Raw genomic sequence first — 25,303 nt, forward strand, 5'->3', positions numbered from 1 at the left:
TCTGCATTCATATAAGATTCGTATGTAAACTATTATATATTAAATATAATTTTATGAATCTAGATGTTAACGTTAGTGCACCTTTAATTCAATCTGAAGATATCTTTGGAAGGAAAATAGATCTAAACACTTATAAAGGAAAAAAAGTGTTTATAGGTTTTTTTAGGCATGCAGGTTGTCCTTTTTGCAATTTAAGAGTACATACCTTAACTAAAGCCCATGAAGAACTTAAGGCTCTGGGCCTTGAAATGATTTTCTTTTTTGAATCAAGTAAATCTGTATTGCTCAGGAGTACCTTTCACCAAGAAGTTTCACCCATACCCTTAATTTCTGATCCGGAGAAGACTTATTATAATGCCTACGGCCTTGAAAATTCTGCACAAAAAGCGGCGATTGGACATATCAGATCTTTTGTAAAATCTGCAATACAGGCCAAAATGAAGGGATTACCTATGCATATGATGGCCGATGGAGAATCCATCCGTACGATGCCTGCTGAATTTTTGCTGGACGAAAATCTGATAATAAGAAAGCTACATTATTCTCAAGGGCTTAGCGACCGAATGTCTTTAGATGATATTTACGCATTTGCTAAACAACAAAATGCACGTGCAGTGATATAACCCTCTTATATAGAGGGTTATGAAGATCATGTCAGCTGTTAATGATTTCTAAAGAAACTTTCGCCTAAGGAAAGCTTACTAATTTATAGGTAGTACAAGCAGTTTATTATTTTCTACCTTGTTATTACTGATCAGGCGAATCACGTAACTTCCATGAACGATCCCCTGAGTATCCCAGTAGATGGATTGATTACCTGCAGACAGCTTTTCATCAACGAGAATGCTAACAAGTTTTCCCTCTGCAGAATAAACCCCCAGCCATACCTGCTCACTATTTTTTAACCAGAATTGAATATATGTACCTTCTGAGCTAGGGTTAGGATAACATTTAAGTTTAGTTTGCTGAAAAAGTGGGCCATCTACACTCAATAGAGCATTTACAGAAACATCAAAACTGAAGGGCAAAGATATTCCGTATTCGTCACTAACTTCTACCTGCACGGAAGTTTGCCCAATTTCCAGTGCTTCAATGTGTAGTTCATCTTCTATAATTAAAGTGCTGACAATGGAAGTGTCTTCCACTGTGCTATTGAAAAACACCTTCTGGTCTAGCAAATTTTCTACCACATCTCTGAGCGAAATGATATGCTGCTTACCTTTCTCTAATGCAATGTCAGCTAACGCTTCATTTTTCTGTAGTGATGTATTGACGCTGGTATTCAGTGTAAGTAAGACGCTCGCGCCATCCGGATCATAAGCTGCCAGGGTAATGCTAGAGCTTCCCGGCTTAAAAGGTTTGATGTAAAGTGAATCAGTGCTCAGGAAAAATTGAGTGGCTTCTTCAACTGCACCTATGCTAACATACCAAAGACTATCATTATCGGGGTCAGTAAAAAGTGAATCCAGCCTGACACTTATAGGTTGGTTTAACTCTAGTATATAATGCAGCTCAGACTGATTGGCATGTGGCGCTTGATTTTCCTGTTCTGGCTCAGGACTTTCCTGCTCATTATCATTTCCTGCTACAGTGTCAGCATGTGTGATGCTGACTCCAAAACTAAAGTTAATTCCTTTTCCCTTGATATCTTCTATGATAAGGTCTAATACTGTACTACCTGTATCTAGGGGCTTTACCTCCAATAAACTGCCTTCAACATTACCTAAAACGATATTCGGATTGCGGCTACGTGCAGAAAACTTCAGCGGATACCCTTCGGGATCAGCAAAATGTTTTGCAAGATTAAAGCGGTAAACTTCTTCACCCCACCTCAGTGCCTGACGGTGCAGAGAGTCAGTGACTACCGGTGCGGCATTGTACTCCATCGTATCCCCATACACACTCAAGATAACAGTAATCTTGGTATTGGGTTTGTGCGGATCATTTGAATTGAAATTCAGCAGGGCAGCATATTCCCCATTGGTCAATTCATCAGTCTTGATATTAAAAACGATGTCAATACTATCTGATTTTGCGATACTTCCCTTTATTTGTTCAGGTTGTATCCATTGCACATATGGTCTGGTGACATATTGACCAAATGTACTTCCCCTAAAGAAATAAACGCCACTATAGTCATCCAAACCTAAATAAGTAAACTGAGTACGGGTGTTACTTCCTCCTAAAGGATTGTACGCTATATACCATTTATTTTTCCTGATATCATAAATATTCCAGGTTGAACCTGATGCAGTATATAAAAATTGCTCATAAGGTTCAACAGCACTTCCATTATTCAAAATATTGGGAGTATCCTTCAGCTTCTCCCAAATATTACTTTTTATATCGTAGCTATATAGCTCATGAGAAGTATGCACATACAAACGACCACCATAGTGAGCCATACCTCTGTAAGTATTTTGCTTTTGGGTAGCAAGACTTTTCCATTTGGCATGCTCGGGATCATATTGCTTAAGCGCTCCGTTTGCAAATAATATATACAGATGGGTATCATCAGAAGTAATGAAAACGGGATTTGAAGCCATTTCAGGTGCACTTAAGCGAGTCCACTTATCTTCATTAATATCATAACTGAACAGAAAGTTTGTTTTTTCACTGGTGATATAATAAATCTTGTCCTTGAGAGAGGCTCCATTGGTATGATCTACAAAATTAGCGTTAGGCATGTTAGCTACCTGCTCCCATCTTCCATTTTTTACATCATACTTGTAAAAACTACTGCTGTAATATTGTTTTGTGAAAATAAAAGGGTAGCCAACTGCGGCAGTCAAAGTTGAGGCACTGTAGTTAAAGCCAAAAGGAAAAGCCTTGGTTTTAAAGTTTTCTTCTTTCCCTAATGAATAGTTGTCATCTACGGTTGTATTTTCCGGCTCGTAGTGGGTATAGGCTATGTTCAAGTTCCAGTTCAGGGCACTGCCCCCCTGATTTTGAATGGAAATGGTTTTATTGGTTTCGTGCCCTTTGTAAAGATTGACTTTTATAGTATCGGTGTTCGTTGCAATAATTGGTGGTTCTAAAGCACGTCCCGATAGTTTGACCTGGTAATCAGGCAGCTTGCTTTTGAACGTCAGTATGGCGTGCTGTTCTCCTGCCCGCTCAGGTGCAAAAGTTAGTTCAATTTGCTGATCTGCGTAGGGAGAAAGGATGAGCTCAGAGACATCAGCATTATAGGCAGAGGAGGTAATTTCTATGGAAGAAATGCTAAGCGTATCTGGCCCGAGGTTAGAGATAGTGAGCGTATCAGTCATACTTTGCCCTACAAACAGATTGTCAAAATGTAAGGAGTCGGTGGAGGTAACAAGAACCGGTGCTGAATTAACTTTTAAAGTGACCGGAATCTTTACTTCTTTCCTCAGAGGATCGTTAGAAGAAACCACTAACTGTTGTTGATAGGTACCCGAAGCAAGTCCTCTGGCTAAAAAACTTACCGATAAATCTTGTGATAGACCGGCAGCTACTTGTCCACTTTCCGGATATTCCAGCCATTGATGAGACTTGGAGGAATAAAGCGCATACTCAGTAGCATTTTTTAGAAAATTTTGAATACCCTTTTCCTGATCTTTATAGAACTTTTCCCAATACATACAGCTCAAAATAACTTCTCCTTTATCCAGCGGAAAAAGAGCAGTGGTAGGATATTGACCATTTTCGTAGGTTGTAAGTATCAGACTTTTTTCCGGCAGGTTTTGAATTCTTCCGCTACTGGCAAAACTGCTATTGATGCTTTCGGGAATATTGCGGTTAATCAGATGAGGTATGCTTTTTTGATTCTGAGTGTTGTTATAGCCATTGTTGATAAATGCTCCGGCAGGCGCATTTACATCATTATATCCTGCGATCAGGTACAGCACTACACCTCCTTGTCTGACATATGCTTCAAATTTGTCTACTTGGGCATTGATAAGTCTGGTATGGCTGTAGTTTTGTCCCCCGGTAACAATAATCAGCTGATACTCTGAAAAATCTTTTTCATCCATCTGATTGTGGATGATTACATCCGGACTTATATCAAATTCTTTTTTCAGAAAATCTTGCATGTAGAAACCCCAATCAGCATAACTTTGCACTACCAGTACACGAGAAGATTCATTCTCACTTGTATTTATGGCATTTTGTGCTGATTCAATTGAGCTGAGCTGATAGGTGAGTGTACTTTTACCCTGGCTGTTATCAATACGCAGCTCCAGGCTTAAGCTATCCCCATTAGAAAGCTCGGCAGATAATGAGTCAGGATTTACTTCTATAAATGGAGCACCAGTAGTAGTTGTATCTACTACATTGGAGATTTCTGAGCCTAGCCCATTCAAGTCAATTGCTTTTATGACAAGATAAAGCTTGGTTTCTGCAGGTAGTCCATCAACTATTGTATTTTCCTTCTGTCCCGGAGCTTTGGGCGCTATGGATTGATTTACGACTGTAGCCTGATCAAAATTGGCTGCGGTAATAGGTTGCTGAGCATACCTGATATCATATTTTGATGCAATACCCCTTAGACTGTCGGCACCGCTGGCTGTCCAGCTCAACACCATACTTCCAAAAGATACCGAATCAATTTTAAGATCGGCAATAGGAGCAGGTGCAACCTGATCATCATCTGAAAACAAAGCCTGGTAGGCGTTGAGTCGCCCTGCTCCTAGTTTTCCTTTGTAGTAGGGGTTGAGCGGATCTATATTTTCTGCTGAGCTAAGCAACAAATGCTTTACCTGATCTGGTTTAAAACCTTCTTTACCGTACTTGGAAACAATCAATGCAGCCACGCCGGAAACATGCGGACATGCCATAGAAGTACCAGAAAGATAACCATACCCATTTCCAGTATACGTACTCAACACATCTGTTCCCGGTGCAGAAATTTCCACCCAGTCACCATAATTAGAAAAGCTAGATTTGTGGTCATTGTGGTCGGTAGAAGCTACGGAAAAGCAGGATTCATAAGAGCCGGGATAACCGGCGCCTGGATAAGAAGAATTATTATTGCCTGCAGCAAAGAAAACAATTCCCCCGGCCATAGGCCCAGTTTGCAGGTTCTTATCATAGTTTTCTTCTGAGTTATCATATCCGGCTCTTGCAATAAAATAATCAATAGCATCTTCCAGAACCTGGCTTTGAGCCCCTCCGCCCCAGCTGTTCTGAGCGATTACTGCACCATTATCGGCAGCATATACAAATGATTCAGGAAATCCGCCCTGACTGTAGCTTCCAAATACGGCACAGGACATAAGTCGTACACCATCAGCTGTACCGGAACCGCCAGCAATTCCGGCAACTCCCTTGTCATTATTATTGATTGCGCCTACCGTACCCCCTACATGTATTCCATGGCGATGGGGTAGGAACTCTCCTCTTCGGTCACCAAAACCATACCCGTTGACATCATCTACATAGCCGTTATTGTCATCATCTAAGCCTTTTGTGCCGTTCAGTTCTGCCTGATTTACCCACATTGCTTCTTTTAGATCTTCATGATTGATATCCATACCTCCATCAATGATGGCTACGATAACGCTACTATCACCCGTTTCTATGTTCCAGGCATCAGGTAGTTGTATGTCAGCTCCTACAGTGCCTCCGCTTTGTCCGGTATTTTGGTAGTGCCATTGATCCTTAAGGCGTGGGTCATTCATACTTATCAAAGATGAGTCCGTAACATCCAGGCTCATCTCATAAACCGGTTCAGCCCATTGAACTGCGCTATTCTGCATATAATGCTGTATCACTTCCTTTACCTCCTGACGGAGTGTGTCCTGAAACTCTATTTCATACCATTGATGAAGCTCATAACTGCGATGGGCATATTCATATTTTCCGGCGTAAGGGAAAACTCTTTTCATTTCTTTTACCTCAAAAGATTGGTTGAGTTGAGCCAGGCTAGGATAACTTGTACTTAAGATACTTTGAGAAAAAACACTTAATTGAATCGCAAGAGAATCGTCTAATTTAATATGAAGTTTTTTAGGATTGATTTGGATCTTTTGAGCATAAGAAGGGAGGGATAAGCTAATTAAAAGAATAGATAGCCCGGCAAAACAATTCAGTAAATTTTTTGTCATTATTTAAAATTTAGCAATAAAAAGTACATGTTATGTTTTTAACTTTTACAGGTTGATATAGATTTATACTCCTATAATTAGGCATAAAATTAAATATTTAGGTTATTAGTACAATAAAAGTAATAAAAAATGTAAAAATAAAGTACAATAAATATTTTAATAATAAATTTTACTTTTTTACTTCATCTTATATATGAATGCCTCGGGTCGTCAACAAAGCTGACTATAAAGCTTTGATGTCCTTAAATGGGTTCCACTGAAGCGTATACTGAAAAAATGAAGGTAAATACTTAAGGAATAAAGGATGGGGAACAAAAGATTATTTGTATGAAGTAGAAGTAGCAAATAGTAAGAATGTATATTATTCCTGTTTGAAAGTGATCAGGAAGCATTTAAATTGGAGTTGAATCTGATTAAAAAAATTAGAGGAATGGATCACTTTTTTGATCCATGCTCTGTCTGCGAAGAATTAGCATCAATAAAATGAATAACTACCAACTCAAATACCTGAAACTATTAGCCAAGCATTATCCAAACAGGGTAGAGACTGCCAAGGAGATTGTCATGTTGAGTTCAATACTGAACCTTACCAAAGGCGCTGAGATTTTTCTGAGCGATGTACACGGGGAGTTTGAGGCATTTCAACACCTGATGCGCAATGGTTCGGGGATTATCAAGCAGAAAATCAAAGAGCTTTATGCTGATGCCTTGTCAGAACAGGACGTCAATCTGCTGTCTTCTGTCATCTACTATTCCAGTGAGAAAATTGAACTGATCAAGCAGCAACATGCAGATATTGCTTCATTTTATAAGTGGACACTGAATTATCTGATCCAGATCACCAGAGATTTTGCTTCCATCTACTCTAACCGAAAGCTTAGAAAATTACTACCGGCCGGTTTTAGCGATATCATTCTGGAACTGGTAGCCGAAAGAGAAGTAGGAGAGAAGAATAATTACTATAACCATCTGCTGGACAGTATTATCAGACTGGATCAGGCAGATAAACTGATAGAAGAGTTTTCCCGTTTTATCCAGATTCTGTCAGTCCATAAAGTGCATATTATCGGTGATGTGTATGATCGTGGTCCCGGTGCTGAAATTATCATGGATGAATTGCAACGGCTGCATTCGGTAGATTTTCAGTGGGGCAATCACGATATCGTCTGGATGGGTGCTGCCTGCGGTTCCGAAGCCTGTATGGCCAATGTGTTGAGGCTTTCTTTACGGTACGGAAATACCGATACTCTGGAGAAAGGTTACGGTATTCATCTGATGCCGCTGGCTTCTTTTGCGATTGAGCATTACAAAACGGACCGAAGCATAGTGTTTGATCCCAAAGTTTCTCCCGATGATATGCTCAATGAGTCGGAGCAGTGGCTCAATCGCCTGATGCACAAAGCGATCTCTATCATTCAGTTTAAACTGGAAGGCCAACTTATCCAAAGGCGCCCGGAATTTGGAATGAACGACAGGCTGCTACTGGATAAAATTGATTTTGAAAAAGGTAGCATCCATTTAGGTGAGAACGAACATCCGCTGAAGGATAGATTCCTACCTACTATTGACCCAACTGACCCTTATGAGCTGAGCAGGGAAGAAAAGGAATTGGTGAAGCGACTGATGAGTTCATTTCTGAAAAGTAAGCGACTTCAGCAGCATGCTCAGCTTTTGTTTGAAAAAGGGAGCATGTACAAAGTAACCAATCAGAATTTGCTCTACCATGGCTGTATTCCACTTACGGAGCATGGGCAGTTTAAAGAAGTAGATTTGGGCAAAGGTAAAAAAAGTGGTAAAGCACTTATGGATTTTTTTGATCAGGAAATGACGGTTGCCCGCAGTGGTAAGCGCCATACAGAGGCTAAAAATTATGCGGTAGACCTAACCTGGTATTTGTGGGCTGGACCTTTGTCTCCTCTGTTTGGAAAAGACAAAATGGCCACCTTTGAACGCTACTTTCTGGATGATACTGCTGTTCAAAAGGAGGTGAAAGACCATTATTATACTTACCGGGATAGTCCGCAAAGCTGCGAAATGATTCTTCAGGAATTTGGATTGAGTAGAAAAGAAGCAGTGATTTTGAATGGTCATGTCCCAGTTTCTGTAAGAAAAGGGGAGAGTCCGGTAAAAGCAGAAGGCAGATTAGTGGTCATTGATGGTGGATTTGCCAAAGCGTATCAGCAGCAGACGGGTATTGCGGGTTATACGCTGGTGCACAATGCTTACGGAAGGCAGTTGATCGCCCAGCAACCTTTTGAGTCTAAAAAGAAAGCCATAGTGGAAGAACTGGATATCGCCTACAGCGAAACCATTCTCAACCAGTCTCCTCACAAGCAGAAGGTAAAAGACACAGAAGATGGGGAAAAGATACAGGAGAAAATTAACGATTTGCAGGATTTACTTCAGGCCTACGCCAGTGGTTTGATCAAAGAGAAGGTTTAAAGCTACCCCATATTCATTCTCCAGCAACTTAAAAGCCATCAAATTCGGTTCTTTTTAAGGGTGAGTAAACCCTACATCACCCAAAAATAATTCTGTCTTTACCATACCTAATCCATATTTTTTTTTCTTAGATTCATATAAACATTAGCAGTCACATATATTCCCAAAACTCTGTTTTTTGAATTTTTCCGTTCTGCACTACGAATTTATTGGATAGCATCGTACTAACAAACAACCTATAATGTTATGGCTTTCACCGATAATTCAGACCTTTACGGTGCGCTTCATGAAGAAGGGATAAACCGAGTAGTGAAGCACATCAGACGACAGCGCCCTTCCTTGTTTAATTACGGAACTGCATTGATTCAGGCTAATCCAGAACTTCTATGCGAACGCATTGAAAGTGCTCCGGGTGTAAGTACATTGATTACTGTTCAACCGCCTTTACCACTGTTTGGTGCAGAACAGCTAGCTTTAAACTATTGCTTCCAGTTTACTGCCTTTGAAATTGAATTTCATCCTGGCAATGTCATTAACCTTCCACCTCAATTGAATCCGCCATTGCCGGGGCAAAGATTTGCTTTCCGGGCCAAGCTATGTGGTGGCATAGGATGCCCTTCTCGTGAAAACCGACCTCTCATAGACTTTCTTATCAGGCAAACTAAATTTGAGAATAAACTAAGCTTTAGACCTAATTTTTCACGAGATGTTGAAACTAGAATTTTAGCAGCGAATTCCGCTTTGGCAAATGAGAATAGGAACATAGCAAACTTTACAGCTGCAAGCCCACGTTTCACAGACACAGTACGACCCGATATTGGAGGGGTACTGGCTCCCCCTGAACGTCCGGTAACCGTATTCCCCACACAGAAAATTTCTTGTTTTTGCCTGGAATTATTTGCCAAAGGACAAAGCACTATCAATGCTGCTAGCGAGCAGTTTAGCCTGACGCTGGATGGACTGGAAATAGTAGACCTGGAACCGGAAGGTTTAGAAAACAGCCTGGAATGTTATTTCCTTCTGGTAGCCAATAATGTCATCTTTCCTCAGGTCAACGAAGCGGTATCTTCCATGCTGTTTGGTGTTTTTGAATTAGGTGAGCTGGGTTCTCTCTCTTTTTCTGCACCTGCGGTAGCCAACAATCCGGCCATAGAAGAAAATCAGCTCAATCTATTTATGGATGTGGATACCATCAATTTGGATATCCCTCCGATAGTGGTGACTGATGATGACAGCGAGGCACCTGACATCACAAGGACTACCAGAAACAGGGTTAGGACCGGACCTGCTCACATCACCGCGGCGCTTTCCGAAGATTTGTTTAGCCGAATTTTCAGAACGATTCAGGACAATACTACTTTTCAGATTACGGGTGAGCGTACCATCGCAGACGGAGGCTTAGGAAAAGTAGTCGCTGAGTTTGATGTCAGGTTCCATCTGAATAATGGCTCAGTGGATTTTGCCAGCAACAACACCATCAATATTGACGAACTGGATATCAAATGGGATAAGCTGAGTGTAAAGTTTAAGTTTGACATTCGTGAGATATGTACTCCCAAAGTTTGTATCCCCTTTACGGATATCTGTACCCCTCAATGGTGTATTTTTGAAAGCGACTCGGACTTTGAGATTCCGCTGAATATTCCTACCATCTTTACTTCTGAAGTGAGCATCACAGCAAGTCCGAAAGTCTACTACGGCACTGCTCCGGTTACCCAATGGCTGGTATACCTGGATACTGGACCTATAGATGTGGATATCATAGACGTATCGGATACAGTAGGAGATCTACTGGATAATGCCATAGAAGCTGTGGTGGATGCACTTAATCTACCCGATATCGTAGAAGATGTACTCGGTGTATTTGCGGATGTTATCCGTACCCTGCTGGATGTTGGAGACGATGTGGGAGAATGGATTTCTGACCTGATCTTCAACACATTTGGTATCAGTGCGGGCATTAGTGACTTAATTGGAAGTAATCTTTCTAACAAGACGCCACTATTAAAACTTCCCGATCCTTTGGTGATCATGCCAGCCGAAAGTGGTCCTCCCTCATTGACTCAGGTAGCCATTCCTATTGAGTATTTAGGAGCAGAGGTAAATGCTGATGAAATGATTCTTACCCTTGACATAAAAGAATAAAGCTATGAATCTCAGAATAAACCGTTCGTTACTTACACAACAAAAGTGGGACAGCGCTGCGATTAGTCCTTTAGCTTCAGTCGTACATAAATTTAGTGTGCCAGGTCAATACAAACTGATGGTCTTAGCAGGAGAAAAACTGGACAGGGTAGGCGTGATTGATCTGCAGATGGATGAAAATGCGCCTAATGAACAACTAAATATCAATTTGGAAGCTGTGTCTAAAGAAAAGTTTTCCAAAGCCAATCAGATTGCACACTTAGGAAATCCGAACAAGCCGGTTGTTTTTTATTCTTCGGGTGGCACACAAAAATATGTGGTAGTAGCCTATCAGTACGAAAGAGAAAAAGAAGCGAAAGTATTTGATAGTCGGCAGTTACAGGCGGGTGATACTTTTATTGTGCATCCAATAGCCAGTGGTAATTATACATTTACGAGCTCTCTGGGAGGCAAAGGGGAAATTGTCATCAACAAGAAGGCAGGCCGATCTTTACCTACTCAGGGCAATGTAGTTGAATGTACGGATAAAGGCTTTAGCCCTGATAAACTCAAGAGTGATTTTCTTCAACCGGTGTTTTTTCAAATTACAGCACAAAAGCCATCAAGAATAATGATGCAATTTGAGAAGAAGCTTGATGGAGGGGTAGTTAGAAAAGCACAGAAACCAAAGAAAAAGAAATCTAAAAAGAAATAATTATTTCCTGGTGAAAAGAAGCAAGGGGGATTAATTCCCCCTTGTTGGATTACTTTGAGGCATCTCCAGTATGACTGCCGGAATATTTTGCTGGCGATACATTTTATTAAAATTAGCCAGATCAAACTGAATAATTTGCTCTAATGCTTCTTGATGCTGGCTCCATTCAGCTTTCAGGTCGTTGAGCCTTTGCGCTGCACCTTCGGTCACTTTGGGGTCATGCTCATCTACCCGACTTTTGAGGTCAAGCAGTTCGGCATTCAGTTGATTGGGGAAGTTGATGACATCCTGAAATGTCTTTTGTTTAGGTTGAATGAGGTTTTCTTCCCAATTTTCAATCTTGGTGATCAGTGCTTTCCCACTATCCAGCAGCGCTTCTCTATTTTCCTGCTCTTTTAGCAGTTCAGTTAGGCTTTTGACCTGTTCTTTAGCCTTGCGCATGGCGTTTACTGATTTGTGAATGCTGACCACACTTTCTTCTATGTCATTTAAGATTTGCTGTTGCTTCGCATAATCCGCTGCGGTAGCATTCAGTCTTGGATCAGGAAGAATAGTACAGTTGACGGTCTGTTGTTCTTCTCCCAGCGTAAGTCTGATTTGGTATTCGCCCGGAGCTACCAAGTGCCCACGATAATCACCCATCACAAATACTTGGGGCACATTGGGAATACCATCGGTACGAAAATCCCAGGCGAAACGGTTGACCCCCGCTTTGGCAGGAAGCAGTTTCTTAGGCCCTGGTCCACCGGGATAAGGCTGAAAATCTTCCTGCTTTTGGTTGTCCATGGTACGGATAACTTTTCCGCTTTCATCCAATATTTCCAGGCTAAGCATGACACTATCAGGCACTTCTTCCTGCAGATAATAGTCAATGATCACACCATTCATAGGATTTTGTCCCAGTCCGGGCTGAGGCTCATCAGGAACGGAAGCGTTGAATTTTACGGTGGGTTTAGGCTCAAACACTTGCATGTTAACATCAGCAAGTATGCCATCACTTTGCTGCAAAGCTCCAACATCATCCAGTATCCAGAAGCCACGACCGGAGGTAGCCACCACCAGGTCATTATCTCTGAAAGTCAAGTCATTGATCGGGCAGACAGGCAGATTGAGTTGGAATGGATACCAGTTTGCTCCTCCATTGTAGGAAATGTACATGCCGCCCTCAGTTCCTGCATAGAGCAGATCTTTCTTTTTTGGATCTTCTCTCACTACCCTTACAAAATCCTCTTCCTCAAATCCTTCATTGATCTCTGTCCAGCTTTGCCCATTGTCAGTTGTTTTATAAACATAGGGTGCAAAATCGTTCATCTTGTACCTGAGAAGTGTGATATACGCTGTAGATGGATCATGAGGCGAAACTTCTATAGAATTGATGATACCTTCTTCTGCTTCGGCAGGCGTTACATTTTGCCAGTTCTGTCCTCCGTCTGTAGTAACATGTACGAGTCCGCAATCGCTACCGGCCCAGAGAACGCCTGACTGATGTGGAGATTCAAGCAGATAAGCTAATGTATTGTAGTTTTCACCACCAGCACCTTCATTGGTGATAGGTCCGCCGCCAAGACCTTGTTTGGTCGTGTCATTTCGGGTAAGATCGGGACTGATTTCCTCCCAACTCATTCCTCCATCTGTACTTTTAAGGACTACATTGGCAGCGTGATAAATGGTTTTTTTGTCGTGCTGAGACATGATAATAGGTGCGTTCCAGTTAAAGCGGTACTTCATCTCTTTGGGAATGGAACCTAATCCAACCACGGGATAAGCCATAATGTCTTTGGTTCTGCCGGTAGCATGATTATAGACAGAAATGTTCCCCTGATAGCTTCCTCCGTACACCATTTGCGGATCGTCTTCGTCAAACGCAAGGAAGGCGCTTTCTCCCCCGGAAACGGCATACCAGTCTTTCCAGCTGATACCTGCGTCCGCATTGCGGCTGGCAATGGCTACCGTAGAATTGTCCTGCTGACCACCGTACACGTAATAGGGAAAACGATTATCGGTAATGACTCGGTAAAATTGTACTGTAGGCTGGTTTTCCTGCGTAGACCAGCTACTGCCTCCGTTGAAAGATACATTCGCTCCTCCATCATTGGCATTAATCATTTGCTGATTATTTTCAGGATGAACCCACAGGTCGTGGTTATCACCATGCGGTGTGGGTACCGGCTTAAAAGTTTTTCCTCCATCAATGGATTTGAGCATGGGTGCGTTGAGTACGTAAACTGTTTCTTCATCCTGAGGATCAGCAAATACTTCCATATAATACCAGGAGCGAGCCTGCGTGACACGGTCACTGCTCACCAAAGTCCAGTTTTCTCCACCATCATGGGAACGGTAGACGCCACCTTCTTCAGCTTCAATATTTGCCCAGATGCGATTGGGGTTAGCTCTAGAAACTGAGATGCCTATTTTACCCATAAGTTCAGGTAGCCCTTCGGTCAGTTCTTCCCAGCTTTCTCCCGCATCAGTAGATTTGTAAATGCCTGAGCCTTCACCTCCTGATTTAACTTTCCAAGGGTAACGCTGATGTTCCCAGAAGGCAGCATAGAGTATGCGAGGGTTGGTCATGTCCATCGTAAGGCCAGAAGCTCCACTCTTTTCGTCAACATACAGCACTTTTTCCCAGCTTTCGCCACCATTTGTAGTTTTGTAGATGCCTCTTTCCTCTGTAGGTCCGTGGGCGGCGCCCTGAGCAGACACATACACGACATCCGGATTTTCAGGGTGAATGATGACATCGGAGATATGACGAGTTTTGTCCAGGCCAATATGCTTCCATGTTTTACCCGCATCGGTTGATTTGTAAACACCATCACCATGAGTGGTCATGACGCCGCGAATAGCATGTTCACCCATGCCCGCATAAATTACATTGGGATCGGACTCTGCTACCGCAATAGCGCCGACAGAGCCGGTTTTAATTTGTCCATCGGATATATTTTTCCAATTAAGTCCAGCGTCTTCAGTTTTCCATATTCCACCTCCGGTGCTTCCCATATAATACACCAGTGGCTGTTGAATGACCCCACTTACAGCTACTGAGCGCCCACCTCTGAAGGGACCAATATTGCGAAATTTGAGTCCCTGATAAAGTTCAGGGTCGGGATGTTTCTCGGTATCATTCTGTTTTTTCTTTTTTTGTGCAAAGCCTTCAAAAGATAGGAAAAGGCATATTAACAGGGAACAAAGTAAAGCGATGTTTCTCATAATATAGGGGCTGTGTAATCGATGCTTGAAAAGTAAAGAAATTCTGGCATAAAAGTAAGGATATGCAAATTGGCAGTGAGTTTAAAACTTAGGCTTGTGGGCTAAGCGACAGGTATGGTGCATTATGCTTAAGGTTAAATGCTTGACAATGAAAGCATAATGTGTTAAATTTTACTAACAACAACCACCTAAAACAATGGGAGCGATCGTAAGACTCAACAAATGGGCCAATGCCCATACCAACATTGGTTTTGACACACTTCGTGTACTTCTGGGCGCATTTCTGATCTACAAAGGGATTCACTTTATGACGCATACCGAGATGCTGATTGATGTATTGAATCCGGTAGATACTTTTGGCTGGACCATGATCATTGTGCACTACATCAGTATGACTCACCTCTTTGGGGGCCTACTGATCATCATTGGCCTCTTAACCAGAGCAAGTATTATTTTTCAATTGCCAATATTGATTTCTGCGGTTTTACTCAATTTTGTTGGTGATATGGTTGTCATCAACCTACTACAGGCTTCCGCAGCCTTATTGGTATCCGTATTCTTCCTGGTATATGGTTCAGGAAAACATTCGGTTGATTATACTTTGAAGATTGGGGTTTAAGGATTGCTAGAGTAATTAAGAAGATTGGAGAGATAACCTTTAGAAAATATAAATCTCGTTTTATCTGACCTTATCTAAGAAGAAAGGCTATGCATCTACTGGTGCATAGCCTTCTGGTACATGAGTAGTTTTAGAAAGTGTACCTTAATCCGAGTTGTGCACTCCACCGTGCACTGTAAATGCCTGACTGCACCACACTGTAGGGTTCTCCCGGATCATCAAAAATGAAGACCGGACGGTTGGTAACATTACCATTGTCAACCAGAAATCCTACATGTTCAATAATTGGGAAGGCAGCGTCTCCTACAAAGTAGCGGCGGCCCCAGTCTTTATTGAGCATATTTGTAAAATTGAAAATATCCAGTGACACCTGAAGTGTATGTCTTTGTCCGCTGGAAGTATTGATGAAAAATTCCTGCGCTATTTTGAGATCAAGAATATTCTCAAAAGGTGTACGGGAAGCATTTCTCTCTACATACTGTCCACGGCGGGAACTCAGGTATTCATCATTTTCAATAAATGCATCCAGTTCTGCCCATTGCTCAGCAGCTGATTTCACAATATTTCCGTTTGCATCAACCTGATTGGCCAGCAGTATTTCACTCTGATCAGCAGGTACATAGATAGGAATGTTACTGGTACTGTTAGTGGACTGTGAAGTCAGGTTATCATTATCGTTGTACACATAGGTGAATGGCTGACCTGACTGACCGCTGTAAAACAGTGAAATTGAAGTAGCAAAATGGTCAAAGTACTCTTTGCGGTAATTTAGGAAGGTGGTAATCCTTGAGCCGGCACTGTAAGAAGAAATAGATAAAGGTGGGTTGTTCTTACCTTCTACACTGATGATATTATCCCAGTTGTTGTAGTTAATGAAGCCAGAGCCATCCTGGATAGATTCCGCTTTGGTATAGGAATATGCGATACCTCCACTAAAACCATTGCTGAACCTTTTATTCAATTGTCCGGTGATATTCCAGCTATAACCCTGATCGGTATTATCTACCAGAGAAATATTAGTATAGGTGGTGTCAATAGGATTACCCTTATTAAAAATAGGACGGTCATCTGCACCCACCAGATTTGCTGTAGAAGGTCTTAAATTTAGGCTGGTGACATTATAGTTGTTGAGCGTTTTGGTATATAAAAACTCCAGCGTACCTGTCAATCCCCAGGGCAATTGCTGATCAACTGCCATACTGGTACGGAATACCTGCGGATATTTGAAATCTTCTACAAAAAGATCCACATCACCGGAAGGGCTTTCTTCTTCAAATAATTCAGTGCGCCATTCGTTAGAGTTGCCATAGATAGGGAGTCCTCCCCCTACAAACAAGCTGCTGTTCAATCCATTTCGGATATACATACCTCCCGGCCATACCCAAGGTACTCTACTGGTAAAAACGCCAATGCCACCCCTTAACTGAGTACTTTTATTACCATTGACATCCCAGTTAAAACCTAACCTGGGACTCCATAGCAATTGTGTATTAGGTGTATTGCTGGCCCGAGCACCTTGAAGGTCATAACCTTCCGCTTCAATTAAATCCACAGTATTATCATTGAAGTCGGTGTTTTCAAGTGGAGGATCTTCCAGGAAGATTGGAATATCGGCTCTTATCCCTACGGTCAGCTTCAGATTGCGATTGGCCTGGTATTCATCCTGTACATAAAAAGCCATTTGTAAAGCGTTAAAGGTAGGGCCTAAGTTTGTAGCCTCATCACCCAGGCGGATTTCCGACTGACCATCAGCAAGCTGTTCATGGCCGAAAAGTACAAGGTCAGGGTTTTCTCCTGCCAGAAACCTATTCACACCATTAAAAAAGTAAGAATACTGTGGCGTAGAGAAAATAGAGAATAGATTCTGAACCTTGAAAAATTCATTGTGTGTTCCGAAGGTTAAAGTATGCTTCCCTTTGTAGAGATTGAAATTGTCAGTCAAGGTGAATACATCCTGGAACACTATGTTGGAGTAAGAAAAATTATCCGTTCCTACTTCAATCTGAGCGTTAGCATCCTGCATGATGATGCTGGGGAAAGGAGCTCCCGCAATGTCCCGGTCATCTCTTACTCGGGTATATCCAAAGATCAAATTATTGGAAGCAGACTGGCCAAAATTACTTTTCAGTTCGGCAGCAAAAGAGTTAGTAGTAGAGGGGAAAATATAGCCACGATTGGCGAAAGGTACTCTTACATTGCTGGGGCGGGGAAAAATGTTGGTAACCCCTTTTACATAGGAGTGGCGAACCGAAAGTTTATGGTCACGATTGACATTCCAGTCAAGTTTCACCAATACTTTTTCTCCATCTGTCGTTTGCGCATTATTCAAAAATCCACCCGGATCATAGCCAAAGGTATTAATTAATCTGTTCTGTATTGCTTCAAGATCAGCTATGGTTGCATTTCCCAAATAGTCTTCAGGAATAAAAGGGCGAGGCTCCTCTCTTCTCTCTATTTCCACATTGGCAAAGAAGAAAAGTTTATTTTTAATGATAGGTCCACCTAGTCGGGCACCATAGGTCTGTACGCTAAAGGGAGCTAGTTTTACTCTTTCAATTTCAGGATTGTCAGTTGGCGTTTTTCCTGTCAGATTTTCATTTCTCAGAAAGTAATAAGCTGATCCTTCAAATTCATTGGTTCCGCTGCGGGTAACGGCATTGATACCGCCTCCGGCAAATCCACCTAGTGTCACATCATAAGGCGCCAGCACTACCTGTATCTGTTCCAAAGCATCCGGGCTGATGGGAGAGATACCTGCCTGCCCACCATTGGTACCTGAGTTAGCCAAACCAAATACGTCATTATTAACTGCACCATCTATGAAAATTGCATTGAAACGGTTATTAATTCCGGCAAAGGAAATCCCTCCGCTATTGGTAGCAGCTGAATTACCTACCAAAGCCTGGGGAGTCAAACGCGTATAGTCATTCAAGCCGCGCTCTACGGTGGGCATGTTGGAAATAGCCTCTTCGTCAATATTAGTTTCGCTACCGGTACGGTTACCGTCAAAGACACCGTTGGCATTTACTACTACTTCCTCCAATTCAGTAGAGGATTCCTCCAGCTCTATTTCCAGGTTAAGGGTTTGCCCCAGCGTCATATATATATTATCAGTAACCGTAGACTGATAACCTACATAATTGGTAGTGACCGTATAGGGGCCACCTACGTTCAGATTGTTAAGGGTAAAGCGACCTTCGGTATTGGTAACTGTACCATATTCAGCTCCGGTAGGCGTATGAACCGCAACCACAGTAGCCCCGGGAAGAGGTTCATCTGAAGAAGTTACCAGTCCTGTCATACGCGAAGTAGTGGTCCCCTGGGCATACGCTTGGAAGTAGAATCCAAAGCTGCATATAGCCAGAAGACATAAAAACAGTAAAGTTTTACGCATAAGGAAATGAGTTATGTAGTGAATAATAGTCAAAATAATGACCGTTTTATTGAGGGTAGTCCGTCCAAATCGGGATGCCTAAGAATGTTAGATTTATCTGTAACAAATGGCTAAATAAAAGGTAAATCCACAGATAACAAAGCTCAGAATATCTTTTTACAATAGTCTTATTTATCAGAATAATTCCTTAAAAATATAGCATTGTCACTGGTAATTTTGATTGCTAAAATACAAATTTGAAAAATATTAAGCGCTAGTTGTTGAATGACTTTCCAGGCAGTTTCAGCCCAGGTTTTTTTTAGATGGTTCAGCTTAATGAAAACCGATAATTGTATTAACTTGCGACCTCTTTAAGTCATAAGAACACAACCAATTGCTGAAATCCTATACTGTTCAGCACCTAACCTTGAGCATTTAGCATGAGCTTTTTCCGTTTGCGTGAAAACCAAACTAATTTCAGACAGGAAATAGTCGCCGGCCTGACTACCTTCTCTACTATGGCTTACATCATATTTGTGAATCCGGCTATACTTGCTGAGGCAGGGATGGATTTTCAAAGCGTAATGATTGCCACCTGTCTGGCTGGCGCAATGGGCTCTCTGCTGACCGGTTTGCTTTCCAATTATCCTTTTGCGCAGGCTCCTGGCATGGGGCTTAATGCTTTTTTTGTGTATACCGTAGTTTTTCAGTCAGGTTATAGCTGGCAGGGGGCGTTAGGTATCGTATTTATCTCCGGAATAGTTTTTATCCTTCTCACGGTCACGGGATTAAGGTCAACCATTGCTCATGCTTTGCCAGCTTGTATTTTGCACGCCATTCCCGCGGGTATAGGGCTGTTCATTACCCTCATCGGCTTAAATAATGCTCAGATCATTGATATTAACCAGGGGCCCATCATAGATATTATTTTGGGAAGTAGTCTGGATAGTAAAGATGCTCTTATAGAACAGGTTAATCAGGCTCCACCGCAAATCTTACAGTTTGGTGACCTGCGCAGCCCGGCGGTGATCTTAGCGGTAGTGGGCTTCATCCTTATGTCAATACTGATGATCAATGGATTGAAAGGTGCAATATTGATTAGTATCGCATTGATTACCCTTATCAGCCTGATGATGGGTGTTTCCCAATGGCCGGACAGTCCTATGGCACTGAATCTGGACCTGAGTCCAACTTTTCTGAAGCTGAATTTCGGAGAACTCTTTGGCAGCAGCGATACTCCGCTTTTCAGTCGTCTTATGGACTTACTGATCATACTGGTTGCCTTTACTATGGTAGACCTCTTTGATACTTTAGGCACACTCTATGGAACTGCCGAGAAAGGAGGCTTTCTGGATAAAGAGGGTAAACTACCGCGCATGAACAAAGCACTGATGGCCGATGCCATTGCCACAACTTTCGGTTCGCTGCTGGGCACTTCTACTACTACTACGTATATAGAAAGCGGCACTGGTATAGCGGCCGGAGGGCGTACCGGATTGACGGCAGTCGTGGTGGCTGTGCTGTTTTTACTCTGTATTTTTCTCTCTCCCCTGGCAGGTCTGATTCCGGCATCAGCAACTTCTCCGGCACTGATCATGGTAGGAGTGCTTATGCTGGGCTCGGTAAAGAAGATCAACTTCAACGATCTGGAAGATGCCGTGCCTGCTTTCCTGGTCATCGTGCTGATGCCTTTTACCTACAGCATTGCCAATGGAATTGGTGGCGGACTGGTGATCTACACCATCATCAAAGTAGCAAAAGGAGATTTTAAGCGTCTCAACCCGGTCATTGTGATCATTTCACTACTGTTTATGCTAAAGTTTATCTTAACCTGATATTTCAGAATTGATTGAGAAGCAATTTATGAAAGCACTGAAGTTCATTTTTTTAGGAGCATATGCCCTGGTTTTTTTGTGGGGCTGTAAAAGTCAGAATGTTGCGCTGAAGCAAAGCTATACTCAGCAAAACAAATATCTGGAGGACAGAGCAGCCCTCATTGCGCAGGACAGTATGATGGCTTTTGATGCCGATCTGAAACTGTCTCCTCAGGAGTTGAGGGTAAATCAAAAGCTGGTTGCCTTACGCGATCAGATGATCAGAGGCTATAAGGAAGCTAATTTTTTTCCTCCGGCGCATCATTTTCTCAAATCCAAAGCGCACATAGAAAATACGGAACTTTACCAGCTTATTCAGCGCATGCCCAAAGGTGGGATGATGCACCTGCATGGCTCCGCCGGTATAGATTTTAGGTGGCTGATCAATAAAGCCGCGGAAATGCCCAACTGCTATGTGTATTGGGAAGAAGACAATGAAACGTATACCAAAGGACAGCTTCATTTTTATAAAGAAAGCAATGCTCCTGATGGTTTTTACCCTACGCAGGAAGTAGATAATTTTGAACAGGATATGCATGAGCTGCTGCTGCTTGATCAGGAAGTTTTGCAGGACTCTTTTGATATCTGGGAAGAGTTTGAGCTGATTTTTCAAAGAATAGGAGGCTTTTTCAATTACCAACCCATCTATGCTCAATATCATAAGGTAATGTTTGATTCTTTAGTTGCCGATGGTATCCAGCACGTAGAACTCAGAAATTTTCCCGGTGGAATATATGATCTGGAGCATGCCCCGAACTCAGGCTATTATCCTCCTGATACCGCTATTCAATACCTCAAAGAGGTGGAAGCTGAAATGCAGGAGGAGCATCCTGCGTTTAGTCTGAAGTTGATTTATACCTCGTTACGCTTTTTCCCGGAAGAAGTCGTTATGCAACATCTTGAAGATGCCTACAAGTACCGACAGCGTTATCCCGAGATAGTGCGTGGGTTTGATCTGGTGGCCAATGAAGATGATGGTCACAGCACGCTCTTTTTTCTGGATAACTGGCTGAAAATGGATTCTCTTGAAAAAGTGTATGGCATAGACATGCCGCTTTACCTGCACGATGGAGAAAGTGACTGGCATACTATTAAAAATCTCTATGATGCAGTGTTGCTAAACAGTGAAAGGATCGGACATGGGTTTAACCTCAACCATTTTCCAATCCTGCAAGAACAGATCAAAAGCAAAGATATTTGCCTGGAAGTCTGTCCCCTAAGTAATCAGATCTTGGGCTATGTAGGCGACCTTAGAGTGCATCCGGCTAACTATCTGCTGCGCCGTGGAGTGCAATGCACCATCAGCACTGATGATCCGGCTATTTTTGGCTACAACGGATTATCCTACGATTACTGGTCTATCCTGCTGGCCTGGCAACTGGATTTGCAGGCGATCAAAAAGCTGGCCATGAACTCGCTTATTTATAGTAGTCTTCCCGATGAAGAGAAAGACAAGTCGCTGGAGCATTGGGAGGAACAATGGAATGAATTTATAAACTACGCAGACGATTTTCTGCAGTAAGATGTCAACTAATATTTGAAAAAACCTGCTCTGTGTAACGCAGAGCAATTATTACATTTATGATGAAAAGATATATTGCATTATTTCTACTGACTTTGATCTGGAGCTGCAATACTCCGGAAACCCTACAAAAACCTGAGCCCGGAAAGATTCCTGTTAAAGTGGTGGTACTGGCGATGTTTGAACTGGGCGAAGCTACCGGAGATCGTCCGGGAGAGTTTCAGTACTGGGCTGAGCGCCTGCCATTGGATAGTGTGATTGCTTTTCCTCAAGGCTTTCGTGACCTTCGCTACAACGCTGAAAAAGGTGTGTTGGGTATGGTAACAGGTATCGGTACTGCCAGAGCCGCAGCCTCCGTTATGGCATTAGGGTTAGATGATCGCTTTGACCTTAGCAATGCCTACTGGCTGGTTGCTGGTATCGCGGGAGTAGATCCAAAAGATGCTTCTGCGGGTTCAGCTGCCTGGGCGGAGTGGGTAGTAGATGGCGATCTATCGCATGAAATTGACGCCCGTGAAATTCCCGGTGAATGGGAGACAGGTTATGTGCCCTTACGTTCCGCCACGCCTTATGAGCAGCCATTACCGGAAGATAATGAGGGAGCAGTATATCAACTCAATCCCGGATTGGTAGAATGGGCTTATCAACTGACCAAAGATACAAAACTGGTAGATAATGAAGATGTGGCGAATCTGCGAGCGCTATATAAGGGTTATCCCAATGCGCAAAAACCACCTTTTGTACTTAAAGGTGATCAGTTGGCTGCCATGACTTACTGGCATGGTGAACTCATGAACGATTGGGCCAACGATTGGACAGCATACTGGACTGAAGGAGAGGGTAATTTTGTGACCTCTGCTATGGAAGATACTGGGACATTGCAGGCACTAAGTTTTCTTTCACAGGCTGATAAAGTAGATCTTGATCGTGTAATGGTTTTGAGAACAGCCAGCAATTATACTATGCAGTATGAAGGGATTACTGCTGCTGAAAGCCTGAGTGGTGAAAAGTTGAAAGGCAAAGGTTATACGGCTTTCATTCCATCTTTGGAAGCAGCCTATAGAGTTGGCAGTACAGTAGTCAATGAGCTAACAAGCAATTGGGAACAATATCAATCTGAAATTCCCAGCAGATAATGTTAAAGTGTTATGGTTCTAAGTGTTATCGTTTTAACTTGTAATAATCAACTATAACACCATAACACTTAGAACCATAAAACAATACACCTTGAAACAAATCAACTGGGGAATCATAGGGGTGGGGGATGTAGCGGAAGTCAAGAGCGGACCGGCATTTCAGAAGGCTGAAGGTTCAAATTTACTGGCAGTAATGCGCAGAAATGGCGCAAAAGCCAAAGACTTTGCCGAACGCCATCGGGTGCCGAACTGGTATGAGGATGCTGATGAACTCATTGCCAATCCTGAGATCAATGCTATTTATGTAGCTACACCACCTTCATCACATGAGGAGTATGCCATAGAAGCACTGCGTGCCGGTAAAGATGTTTATCTGGAAAAACCTATGGCTCCCAGCCTGGAGGCTTGTGACAGCATCATTGTAGCGGCGAAGAAAAGTGGACAAAAGCTAAGTATTGCTCATTACAGACGCGCCTTACCAGCTTTTGTAAAGGTTAAAGAACTACTGGATGCAGGAGCGATCGGTAAAGTACGTTTTGCACAGATACAGATTTTTCAGCCGGCTAAAAATAAAATTATCGCTCAGACAGAAACCAACTGGCGAGTGCAGCCAGAGATATCCGGTGGAGGTCTGTTTCATGACATTGCTCCTCACCAGATGGATCTTATGTATTATTATTTTGGAAAGCCAGAGAAAATCAGCGGTAATGCCACCAATCAGGCGGGCATGTATCCGGCAGATGATATTGTATCGGCAGAAATGCTTTTTCCCGAAGATATCATTTTTAAAGGGCTATGGTGCTTTACGGCCCCTGAATCTGCTAGCAGGGAAGGTTGTGAAATTATAGGGGCTGAGGGCAGTATTTCCTTCTCCTTTTATGGCGAAGAAGTTCATCTGATCAAAGAAGATAAAAAAACATTTACCTTCAAGAATCCAGAGAATATACAACTACCCATGATTGTAAAGGTCAATCAGTACTTCAGGGGAGAAGCAGAAAACCCATGTACTGCTGAAGAGGGGAAGTTGGTAATAAATATGCTAAATACCATCACATCAAAAAAAGGGGATTAGCACAATATAGTTCTTCTGCCTTCTCTTAAAACAAAATACCTATTGTAGCAGTATTACAACTGTTTTTATTAAAATGAACTTGCATAAGAAGCTACAAACTTTTTATGTTAGCGGCTTAGAGGTTTTACCCAAATTTTTTTGACCATCTTAAACAATATGTAATTTTTTATATCATGGAGCAATTTTTTACCGATGAGTTCTGGCAAAAGGTTTATGAAAGAAGTAGTACCTGGGTAATTGAAACAGTACCTGCTCTTCTTCTAATTTTCGTTTTGCTATTTATCTCACTGGCATTGTATCGTTTTCTAGTAAGTAAAATTAAAAATGTAATCCTAAAGCGTACTCAGGCAAGCCACAACGAGAGTAAAGAAGAAAAAGAAAAAAGAGTTAACACACTGATCAACATCCTGCGACAGGCAGGAGGTATAGTGATCTGGATCATATTTATTCTGATACTACTTAGAGAAGTTGATCTGGATATTGGACCTATTCTGGCCAGTGCCGGTATTGTAGGTCTGGCAGTGGGTTTTGGTGCACAGGAACTGGTAAGGGACTTCATCTCCGGCTTTTTCATATTACTGGAAAATCAGGTACGAGCCGGTGATGTAGCGGTGATCAATGGACAAGGTGGTCTGGTAGAAGAAATTGCCTTAAGAACTATTACACTTAGAGACTTTTCGGGAGTAGTGCATATCTTCCAGAATGGTAAAATTAATACCCTGGCCAATATGACCAAAGAATGGTCAGCTTCTGTATTTGATGTTGGAGTAGCTTACAAAGAAGATACTGACAGGGTGAAGGAAGTAATGAAAAAGGTAGGGGAAGAAATGATGCAGGATATTGAATTTAAAGAATTTATCAATGAACCCTTAGAGATCTTTGGAGTAGATGCCTGGGGTGATAGCGCGGTGGTGATCAAAGCCCGCTTCAAGACCAAGCCGGGAAAGCAGTGGCCGGTAGGAAGAGAATTTAAAGGACGACTCAAGAAAGCATTTGACCGTGAACGCATTGAGATTCCTTTCCCTCATCGTACTATCTACTGGGGTGATGAAATCAATCCGCTCAAACTCAAAGTGAATGAAAAAGACAAAGCTACTGAGCAGAAGAAAGAATAAAAAAAAGGCCCCTAAGAGGGCCTTTCACAA

The 25,303-nt window shown here is 42.3% G+C and carries 13 protein-coding genes; 10 read left to right on the top strand and 3 right to left on the bottom strand.

The features are described from left to right. The first annotated feature begins 53 nt into the window (after positions 1-53). Positions 54-623: a redoxin domain-containing protein gene (locus WJR50_RS22610; protein WP_341295605.1), complete on the top strand. Its 570-nt coding sequence runs from the start codon at positions 54-56 to the stop codon at positions 621-623. Between the two features lie 78 nt (positions 624-701). Here the strand turns inward: WJR50_RS22610 and WJR50_RS22615 are convergent, their stop codons facing one another. Then, on the bottom strand, positions 702-6,071 hold the full coding sequence (locus WJR50_RS22615; RefSeq protein WP_341295606.1) for a S8 family serine peptidase: 5,370 nt from the start codon (positions 6,069-6,071) through the stop codon (positions 702-704). A 483-nt stretch (positions 6,072-6,554) separates the two neighbouring features. On the opposite strand from WJR50_RS22615, the gene WJR50_RS22620 reads away from it, so the two are divergent. The 3 genes from WJR50_RS22620 (at position 6,555) to WJR50_RS22630 (ending at position 11,352) form a co-directional block, all read left to right on the top strand. After that, positions 6,555-8,513 carry a fructose-1,6-bisphosphatase gene (locus tag WJR50_RS22620; protein WP_341295607.1) on the top strand — a complete coding sequence of 653 codons (1,959 nt, stop codon included), beginning with the start codon at positions 6,555-6,557 and terminating at the stop codon, positions 8,511-8,513. A 246-nt stretch (positions 8,514-8,759) separates the two neighbouring features. Further along, positions 8,760-10,658, top strand: coding sequence for a hypothetical protein (locus WJR50_RS22625; RefSeq protein WP_341295608.1), 1,899 nt, complete (start codon positions 8,760-8,762; stop codon positions 10,656-10,658). Positions 10,659-10,662: 4 nt separating this feature from the next. Beyond that, positions 10,663-11,352: a hypothetical protein gene (locus tag WJR50_RS22630; RefSeq protein ID WP_341295609.1), complete on the top strand. Its 690-nt coding sequence runs from the start codon at positions 10,663-10,665 to the stop codon at positions 11,350-11,352. Positions 11,353-11,382: 30 nt separating this feature from the next. Here the strand turns inward: WJR50_RS22630 and WJR50_RS22635 are convergent, their stop codons facing one another. Then, on the bottom strand, positions 11,383-14,562 hold the full coding sequence (locus WJR50_RS22635; protein WP_341295610.1) for a VPS10 domain-containing protein: 3,180 nt from the start codon (positions 14,560-14,562) through the stop codon (positions 11,383-11,385). A 196-nt stretch (positions 14,563-14,758) separates the two neighbouring features. Here WJR50_RS22635 and WJR50_RS22640 point away from each other — a divergent pair, with 196 nt between their 5' ends. After that, positions 14,759-15,181 (top strand): DoxX family membrane protein, encoded by a 423-nt coding sequence (locus tag WJR50_RS22640; protein WP_341295611.1) that lies wholly within the window; start codon positions 14,759-14,761, stop codon positions 15,179-15,181. A gap of 130 nt (positions 15,182-15,311) precedes the next feature. Here the strand turns inward: WJR50_RS22640 and WJR50_RS22645 are convergent, their stop codons facing one another. Next, positions 15,312-18,575: a TonB-dependent receptor gene (locus WJR50_RS22645; RefSeq protein WP_341295612.1), complete on the bottom strand. Its 3,264-nt coding sequence runs from the start codon at positions 18,573-18,575 to the stop codon at positions 15,312-15,314. A 419-nt stretch (positions 18,576-18,994) separates the two neighbouring features. Between WJR50_RS22645 and WJR50_RS22650 the strand changes: the two genes are divergently transcribed. The 5 genes from WJR50_RS22650 (at position 18,995) to WJR50_RS22670 (ending at position 25,273) form a co-directional block, all read left to right on the top strand. After that, positions 18,995-20,389 carry an NCS2 family permease gene (locus WJR50_RS22650; protein ID WP_341295613.1) on the top strand — a complete coding sequence of 465 codons (1,395 nt, stop codon included), beginning with the start codon at positions 18,995-18,997 and terminating at the stop codon, positions 20,387-20,389. A 28-nt stretch (positions 20,390-20,417) separates the two neighbouring features. Next, positions 20,418-21,950 carry an adenosine deaminase-related protein gene (locus WJR50_RS22655; RefSeq protein WP_341295614.1) on the top strand — a complete coding sequence of 511 codons (1,533 nt, stop codon included), beginning with the start codon at positions 20,418-20,420 and terminating at the stop codon, positions 21,948-21,950. Between the two features lie 59 nt (positions 21,951-22,009). Next, positions 22,010-23,086, top strand: a complete 1,077-nt coding sequence (locus WJR50_RS22660; protein WP_341295615.1) for a purine nucleoside permease — start codon at positions 22,010-22,012, stop codon at positions 23,084-23,086. Positions 23,087-23,177: 91 nt separating this feature from the next. Next, positions 23,178-24,158 carry a Gfo/Idh/MocA family protein gene (locus WJR50_RS22665; RefSeq protein ID WP_341295616.1) on the top strand — a complete coding sequence of 327 codons (981 nt, stop codon included), beginning with the start codon at positions 23,178-23,180 and terminating at the stop codon, positions 24,156-24,158. A 173-nt stretch (positions 24,159-24,331) separates the two neighbouring features. Further along, entirely contained in the window at positions 24,332-25,273 is a 942-nt protein-coding gene (locus WJR50_RS22670) for a mechanosensitive ion channel family protein (protein WP_341295617.1), read from the top strand. Positions 25,274-25,303 lie beyond the last annotated feature (30 nt).

The organism is Catalinimonas locisalis (genome assembly GCF_038039535.1).
Taxonomy (GTDB): Bacteria; Bacteroidota; Bacteroidia; order Cytophagales; family Cyclobacteriaceae; genus Catalinimonas.

Coding starts and splice junctions, on each gene's coding strand:
- WJR50_RS22635 (WP_341295610.1), bottom strand. CDS start 14,562: ATGAGAAACATCGCTTTACTTTGTTCCCTGTTAATATGCCTTTTCCTA.
- WJR50_RS22645 (WP_341295612.1), bottom strand. CDS start 18,575: ATGCGTAAAACTTTACTGTTTTTATGTCTTCTGGCTATATGCAGCTTT.
- WJR50_RS22670 (WP_341295617.1), top strand. CDS start 24,332: ATGGAGCAATTTTTTACCGATGAGTTCTGGCAAAAGGTTTATGAAAGA.
- WJR50_RS22630 (WP_341295609.1), top strand. CDS start 10,663: ATGAATCTCAGAATAAACCGTTCGTTACTTACACAACAAAAGTGGGAC.
- WJR50_RS22650 (WP_341295613.1), top strand. CDS start 18,995: ATGAGCTTTTTCCGTTTGCGTGAAAACCAAACTAATTTCAGACAGGAA.
- WJR50_RS22640 (WP_341295611.1), top strand. CDS start 14,759: ATGGGAGCGATCGTAAGACTCAACAAATGGGCCAATGCCCATACCAAC.
- WJR50_RS22660 (WP_341295615.1), top strand. CDS start 22,010: ATGATGAAAAGATATATTGCATTATTTCTACTGACTTTGATCTGGAGC.
- WJR50_RS22655 (WP_341295614.1), top strand. CDS start 20,418: ATGAAAGCACTGAAGTTCATTTTTTTAGGAGCATATGCCCTGGTTTTT.
- WJR50_RS22610 (WP_341295605.1), top strand. CDS start 54: ATGAATCTAGATGTTAACGTTAGTGCACCTTTAATTCAATCTGAAGAT.
- WJR50_RS22625 (WP_341295608.1), top strand. CDS start 8,760: ATGGCTTTCACCGATAATTCAGACCTTTACGGTGCGCTTCATGAAGAA.
- WJR50_RS22615 (WP_341295606.1), bottom strand. CDS start 6,071: ATGACAAAAAATTTACTGAATTGTTTTGCCGGGCTATCTATTCTTTTA.
- WJR50_RS22620 (WP_341295607.1), top strand. CDS start 6,555: ATGAATAACTACCAACTCAAATACCTGAAACTATTAGCCAAGCATTAT.